Source organism: Terrihalobacillus insolitus (genome assembly GCF_028416575.1).
Classification (GTDB): domain Bacteria; phylum Bacillota; class Bacilli; order Bacillales; family Amphibacillaceae; genus Terrihalobacillus; species Terrihalobacillus insolitus.
Map to the genome: position 1 here is coordinate 21,800 of NZ_JAMQKB010000028.1, position 6,651 is coordinate 28,450.

General features: G+C 35.8%; 6 protein-coding genes. 1 reads left to right on the top strand and 5 read right to left on the bottom strand.

Translation table 11 applies throughout. The features are described from left to right. Window positions 1-189: 189 nt before the first annotated feature. From NC797_RS16325 to NC797_RS16345, 5 genes are all read right to left on the bottom strand, one after another. Window positions 190-2,409 (bottom strand): heavy metal translocating P-type ATPase, encoded by a 2,220-nt coding sequence (locus NC797_RS16325; RefSeq protein ID WP_272437882.1) that lies wholly within the window; start codon window positions 2,407-2,409, stop codon window positions 190-192. 184 nt (window positions 2,410-2,593) lie between these two features. Beyond that, window positions 2,594-2,806 carry a heavy-metal-associated domain-containing protein gene (locus tag NC797_RS16330; RefSeq protein ID WP_272437883.1) on the bottom strand — a complete coding sequence of 71 codons (213 nt, stop codon included), beginning with the start codon at window positions 2,804-2,806 and terminating at the stop codon, window positions 2,594-2,596. Window positions 2,807-2,967: 161 nt separating this feature from the next. Next, window positions 2,968-3,387: a MerR family transcriptional regulator gene (locus NC797_RS16335; protein WP_272437884.1), complete on the bottom strand. Its 420-nt coding sequence runs from the start codon at window positions 3,385-3,387 to the stop codon at window positions 2,968-2,970. A 523-nt stretch (window positions 3,388-3,910) separates the two neighbouring features. Next, window positions 3,911-4,060 carry a hypothetical protein gene (locus NC797_RS16340; RefSeq protein WP_272437885.1) on the bottom strand — a complete coding sequence of 50 codons (150 nt, stop codon included), beginning with the start codon at window positions 4,058-4,060 and terminating at the stop codon, window positions 3,911-3,913. A gap of 729 nt (window positions 4,061-4,789) precedes the next feature. Next, window positions 4,790-6,103, bottom strand: a complete 1,314-nt coding sequence (locus NC797_RS16345) for a helix-turn-helix domain-containing protein (protein ID WP_272437886.1) — start codon at window positions 6,101-6,103, stop codon at window positions 4,790-4,792. Window positions 6,104-6,259: 156 nt separating this feature from the next. Between NC797_RS16345 and NC797_RS16350 the strand changes: the two genes are divergently transcribed. Continuing rightward, window positions 6,260-6,421, top strand: a complete 162-nt coding sequence (locus NC797_RS16350) for a hypothetical protein (RefSeq protein ID WP_272437887.1) — start codon at window positions 6,260-6,262, stop codon at window positions 6,419-6,421. Window positions 6,422-6,651: the final 230 nt, after the last annotated feature.

The following is a 6,651-nucleotide window of genomic DNA, read 5'->3' on the forward strand; positions in this document are numbered from 1 at the left end:
TACAGAAAAAAAGTGGGTAACCCATCGGCTTTACCCACCATTCTTTCAAATTACTGACCAAGCACTGCTTGTTTTAAAGCTATATCGACACCACTGTTTGTACAGCAATTTACAAGCTTACCATTAATCGCGACAGCTGGAACAGTGTGAATGACGCATTCCTTAGCTTTGCCTTCACATTATTTTTTTTTAAGATGCTTTTTTCGTTTTCGTATCCTTCGAACCAGAGAGAACCTTGCCACCAAAAGAGTTTACTAAAACAGTTGTAACACTTAGAACCATTGCAATCATTGCCCAAACAGGGTGAACCCATCCCGTTACAGCAAGAGGTACACCAACTCCATTAAACGTAAAGGCTAAGATTAAGTTTTGTACGGTTTTTCGATAGCTGACTTTTCCAATACGATAAGCATCCATCATTCCACCTAATCGATTACCTGTAAGGATAACGTCGGATGATTCAATTGCAATATCGGTTCCAGCCCCGATAGCGATACCAATATCGGCTTGCATGAGTGCTGGTGCATCATTAATTCCGTCTCCTACCATTGCAACTTTATATCCTTCTTGTTGTAGTTTACGAACATTTTCCGCCTTATCATTGGGAAGAACCTGTGCCATGACCCGATCAATACCTACTTGTTTAGCAACAGCACGAGCCGTTCTCACATTATCACCTGTAATCATTATTGGTTCTAGGCCAGCTTCTTTCATGCGTGTTATCGCTTCTTTTGCATCTTCTTTCAACGTATCAGCAATTGCGATAAAACCAATAGCTTTATCATTTCTTGCAACACCAACAACCGTACGTCCTTGTAATTCTAAGTCTTCTTTTTCTTTTTGTTTTTCACTAAAATCAATCCCTTGCTCTTCAAGATAACGAGGACTTCCAATACGGATCATGTCTTCGCCAATTTTTGCAACGATACCATGACCAGTGATCGATTCAAACTTTTCGACATCTTCTAATTCGATATTTTCATCTAATGCCTGGTTAACAATTGCTTGGGCAAGTGGGTGTTCCGAGACACTTTCCGCACTACCTGCCCATTGTAAAACCTCATTTTGATTATAGCCGGATAATGCTAGAACGTGAACGACTTCAGGCTCACCCTTTGTGATCGTTCCAGTTTTATCAAGGACAACTTTTTTAATATCTTTGAAAATCTCGAATGCTTCCCCTGAGCGCATTAAGATACCCTGTTCGGCAGCTAAACCACCACCACGGATCATCGCTAGCGGCCCCGCCATACCTAGGGCACATGGGTACCCCATTACCAACACAGCTAATGTCGCAAATATTGATCTCGAACCATTTAGATCTCCATTCATTAACCATGCTCCAAATGTCCATGTAAGAATAGCCAATCCAGCAAAACCAAGAACACCTGGAACGTAATATTTTAGAACCAAATCCAGCAATTGAATAATATTCGGTTTTAGTGCTCGAGCTTCTTCGACATGACGAACTATTTGTTGCAGAAAGCTTTCTGATCCAATTTTTGTCACTTCAAATACAAGTGTTCCAGATTGGTTAATGGAACCACCAATAACTTCTGCCCCAATTCCTTTCTCAACTGGAATAGACTCACCTGTTACCAAACTTTCATCAACACTAGATTCTCCTTTGAACACTTTTCCATCAAGAGGAACACGGTCACCAGGCCTCACTCGAACGTGCTCAGCTATTTGCACCTCATCTATAGCAGCTTCCACTTCTTCACCATTTCGAATCACCCGCGCCGTGTCAGGTTGAAGATCCATTAGCTTTCGAACGGCTTGAGAGCTTCGGGTCCGTACAAGCTTAGATACATAACCTGATAGAATGTGATACGTTGTAATAAATGTCGCAACAGCGAAGAAGTCTAAAATTGGAAACCCCGGTAAGAAAAATCCGAGAAAACCTCCAAGTAAACCACCAAAAGCTCCAAACTCAAGCAATACGTGCTGATTCAGTATTCCTCTGCGAAGAGAAGCAAAAGCCATTTTTAAAATATACCAACCTGTTCCGAAAACGGTGACTAACGCTAAGGTCATCGCCACCCATTTGAACCAAGGGAACATCACATCAAACCACATAGCCACCATTAATCCAAATGTAGTTGCTGCAAAGCCTGCCGAAAGGAACAATCGGTTTTTTTCTTTTCGAACTTCTGCTGCTTCTTCTTCAAATGTCTTAAGCTTTTCAGGATCTCTCACTGTATAGCCTAAGCTTTTAATTGTTTTAATGAGTTGATCTGACTTCACTTTGTTCGACTCATATTGTATTAATGCCTCTTCATGTGATAGTGAGACATTAACGGATTGAACACCGTCCATTTTAAGAATGGCCTTTTGAATACTACCAGTACAAAACGAACAAGACATGCCACCTATTTTTGTATGAAATTTTTCATTTGTATTAGTCACTTCTCACCACTCCTTTCACTTTGATTTAAGTAGACCACAGTGACCTCCAGAGCGAACTCGTTTCAGCAAGCTGAAACGTCGGGGAATCAGATGGAGTCTCGACTCCACCTGATTGGAAATTCCCACCTACGCTTCGCTTAGAGGTGGGGGCCTAAAACCCTAAAACCCTAAAACCATTTAAAGATTAAATGACCTCGTACCCAAGATGTGTAATTTTTTCTGTAATTTCATCCTTTGAAACTGCAGGTGTTACACGCACCTCAACCTCACCAGTTTGGTGATCGGCGTTCACTTTGGTGATACCGACAACTTCAGATAACACTTTTTGTACACGATTTTCACAACCATCACAATGCATACCCTTTACCTTTAAAGTAATTTTTCCAACTTGAGACATTTTGAGTTCCTCCTTTGTTCTTTAATGAATTTTATAATAAAATGATGTATCATTACTCATAATACCCGCATAGGGGGTTTGAGAATGAAAAATTTTTCGGTTGTTCCTTGAGAGGCAACACGTTCATTGTGCACACATACATAAGTAATTCATTACAGATATCATTTCCGTTTGTTTCCATCTACTAATAAGTTTTGCATGATAGGGCACTCACAAATAGGGCCTTTACCAGAGCACCTTTCAAGCAAATCGTGTAGTATGGACTGAACACTTTTTAAACCACTTATTTTTGATTCGATTTCTGCTAACTTGTGCTGAGCAAATTGCTGTATTTCTTGAGAAGTAAAGCTGCTATCGTTTTCTGTTATACTAATTAACTTCTTAATCTCAGAAAGTGAAAAATCTAATTCTTGAGCCCTCTTAATAAACTTAATTCGATCAACGATTTCAGTTGAGAAAACTCGGTAACCTGATTCCGTACGAGGTACTACTGGTAAAAGACCACGCCTCTCATAATATCTAATTGTTTCAACATTGATATTACACTCTTTTGCTACTTCACTTGATGATAATCCTTTCATCTGTTGCTCACCCCCTATAAGCTCATAATATAGTGTGTACCATGGTACGGAGTCAATCATTAATATAAATTTATTTAGAATATAAAAATGTATGCCATTTAAAACTGGGAAGACAGCTATGTGTTTAGATTCCTTTGCGGGTGTAGCCAATACCATTGAAACAGCTCCATTTGATGGTGGGGTTGTTTACATTCCTTATGGAGAAGAAACGGAGTTATTACTGGAGGGTTGAACAAACAAACCGCGCTATGAAGAATGCGGCCCGGGCGAACCAATAAGTTTTGGGTGGTGAAATAGATGAATGACAATTATTTGATGTTGTCCGAATACAAGCAGGCAGCTGTTTAATTTGCAGCTGCCTTACTTTTGTGTTTAAATTGTAATTCTCATGACTCAATCATCAATGAGTTCCCATATTCCTAATATTCAGGTGTTTCGCATTGATGCGTGGTAAGGTAACAAAACGTTAAACATGGATACACGAATAAGATACATGTAACATGTATTTCTAAAAAAAAAAGGATTAATACTCAATTTCTTCAAAGTCTTTTGGCTGGGGTGTTGGTTGCATGTGCTTGATATTTTTGTTGTTTGAAATTTCCTCGTTCAACTCTTGATATGATTTTACGTCAGGCTCGTTTTTCTTAAATTCCTTTTTGTTTTTTTCATCCACGTTTATCCCTCCTTGTATATTATGTTTAGACCTATTTTTGAGGTCTCTAAAAAGCTAGATTTGCACCTTGATAATTGAATAGCTCTTTCCTCCTTAGTGGTGGAGGGCGTAGCTTCGTAAATGAGCGTGTGCTTGCAGAGCAAGCTAACGCGAATTAGAAGAAAGCAAGCGTAAGCGCGATAGCTTATTCTAATAATTTTTAAAATAGTGTTTACGATGTTGAGCTGTCTTTGGGAAAATAGCCATAGGTAGTGGGGTCCTACCAACAAAACGCGGAAAACATACGCTAAGCAAAATTCGACATAAAGAAAGCCGACTTTTCCTACGCTAAGGAATTTTCGACTTTTCTATATTGTTGCATATTTTTTGAACTTTCACCCTTTTCTTAATGGAATATGCTATTTGGTTTTAGGTTTTTTAAGAGTAATTAACTAACAGGTTGAGGTTAATTGGTGTAAATAGTAGTTGAAGATGTTGAGTGACAATAAAGTTGTTTGAAAACAAATGTAAGAAACAAATTCCACCGTTTTACAACAACTAGAATGTATGTAAATCACTCTTTTAAAATGGCTTTATTGTCACTGCACAGCTTTAGGGGTAGGTTTTTTAGTTATAGAAAAGTGTTTCAAGATTGGTAGTTATCTGTATTGGCCTGGTGCTGACTAGAAAAAGCTATTTAAAGCACTTTATTAACCATCTATTGAGTACGTCTTAAATAACAGATTTTTATTAAATTAATATTATACTATGCTGGCTTAGTAATAAGTCGTTTGATTTTCTCAATAATTTATTAGCATCATTTATTAAGTTTTGTTCTGATAAGATTCTAGCCTTTTCTGAATAACATTTAGCAAGAAAATTCATATCTCCATTCTCTATAAACAAACTTTCACTTTGATTAATATAAGTTAATGCCTCTCCATATAAATTTTGACTTGATTTTATTAAAAACATTGCAAACAATAGTTTTGCTTTTAATGATGTATAACTGCTTGCTTTCAAAATTCCACGTTGGGCATAATCTTCTGCTGCACTGTATTTTTCTGCAGTATAATTTGTTATTGTCAATTCAAACAAATTATTAATTATATACCAATCCTTATGTAAATCCAAAGATAAGGCTAAACTTTTTTTTAATACGTTAATTGACTCCTCGTATTCTTCAACAACTCTTAATAATATACCCATATTGGTAAGGCAACCTATAACCTTTTCCGGTTCCTTCGATTGATTAAGAATTTTTAAAGCCCGTTTTGTAGCCTGTATTCCATCCTTAAAATCCCTCAAGTATAACTTTGCCAGACCCTTTAACATATAAAATGAGCCTTCTGAATAATAAACATCGGTATTATTCATTAATTCAATTGCCTCTTCAATAGTCACTAATCCTTGTTTGAACTGTTCTACTCTACACTGACAGTGTGCAAGATTGTATAGAATTTTTAAATGTAGTAATGTATCGTATTTATCATTGTTTTTGGACCTTAAGAGTATAGACGCATATAAACCACTTTCGATAGCTAAGTAATAATTATCAAGATATCGGTAACACATAGATAATTGATAATATATTTCAAAATGCTCTTCTAGATCAAATGGAGTAATTAATAGTTGTGCGTCACTTAATGTATTTATTGCCTTTTTGTAATCATTTTTATCAAAATATATAGAACCAAGAAGTTTCAAAATGGTCCCCTTATAGGGGATATTACCCTGAGATAAAGAAAGTAATTCATTTAAGGATGTTTCAGCATCATCATATTTTTTAGCATTAATTAAAGCTTTACACATGCTTATAATTCTTTGTACATCCTTAGTATTGAAGATATTAGTATCTTCATTTTTTTTTGCTTCCCCTAGTAGATCACTAACTGTAACACCTAACTTAGATGCAATAATTTCTAATGTTCTAATAGAAGGGGTTGTTTGATCCCTCTCTATTAGACTTATCATTCCACGACTTAAATTTTGGTCGGATAAATCCCCTTGTGTTAACCCTAGACCCTTACGCCTATTTTTAATTCTTTGACCAATCGTTTCCATACTAAACTCCCCCTAAGCATATACTATAAACAATATCACCTTAAATTTCAATGAATAAAATATTAACATTTATTTAAAAATTATAAGTTGACACACACTATGTAATGATAATATATTTATAATTAATAAAATATTAACGTATAATGAGGTGTGATTATGAAAAAAAGAATCTTTTTACTAACGACATCATTGATATTTACTTCAATATTCTTTATCAATTCGTTAGATTCGAAGGATGAACCTGTTTGGCAAAAATCTGAAATTATTGCTAGTGCGAATACACAAGCAACAATTAGTAGTGATCCTGTTTGGCCATAATGAAACAGCGAAATAAGTTATATATTCTTATAACTTTAATGTTTTTTTACATATGCAATTATCGTGAAAGTTTTTAAAAATTATATTGAAAAGAAAACAGATTTAGAGCAGCGGTATTATGTCAAGGTAAATATTAATAAACCTTGCTGCTTTGAAGGCGTTGTTACTTAAAAAAGGCAATACTGAACTAAGCCCACCCTAATTGGATTACAATTATTAACATTATAACC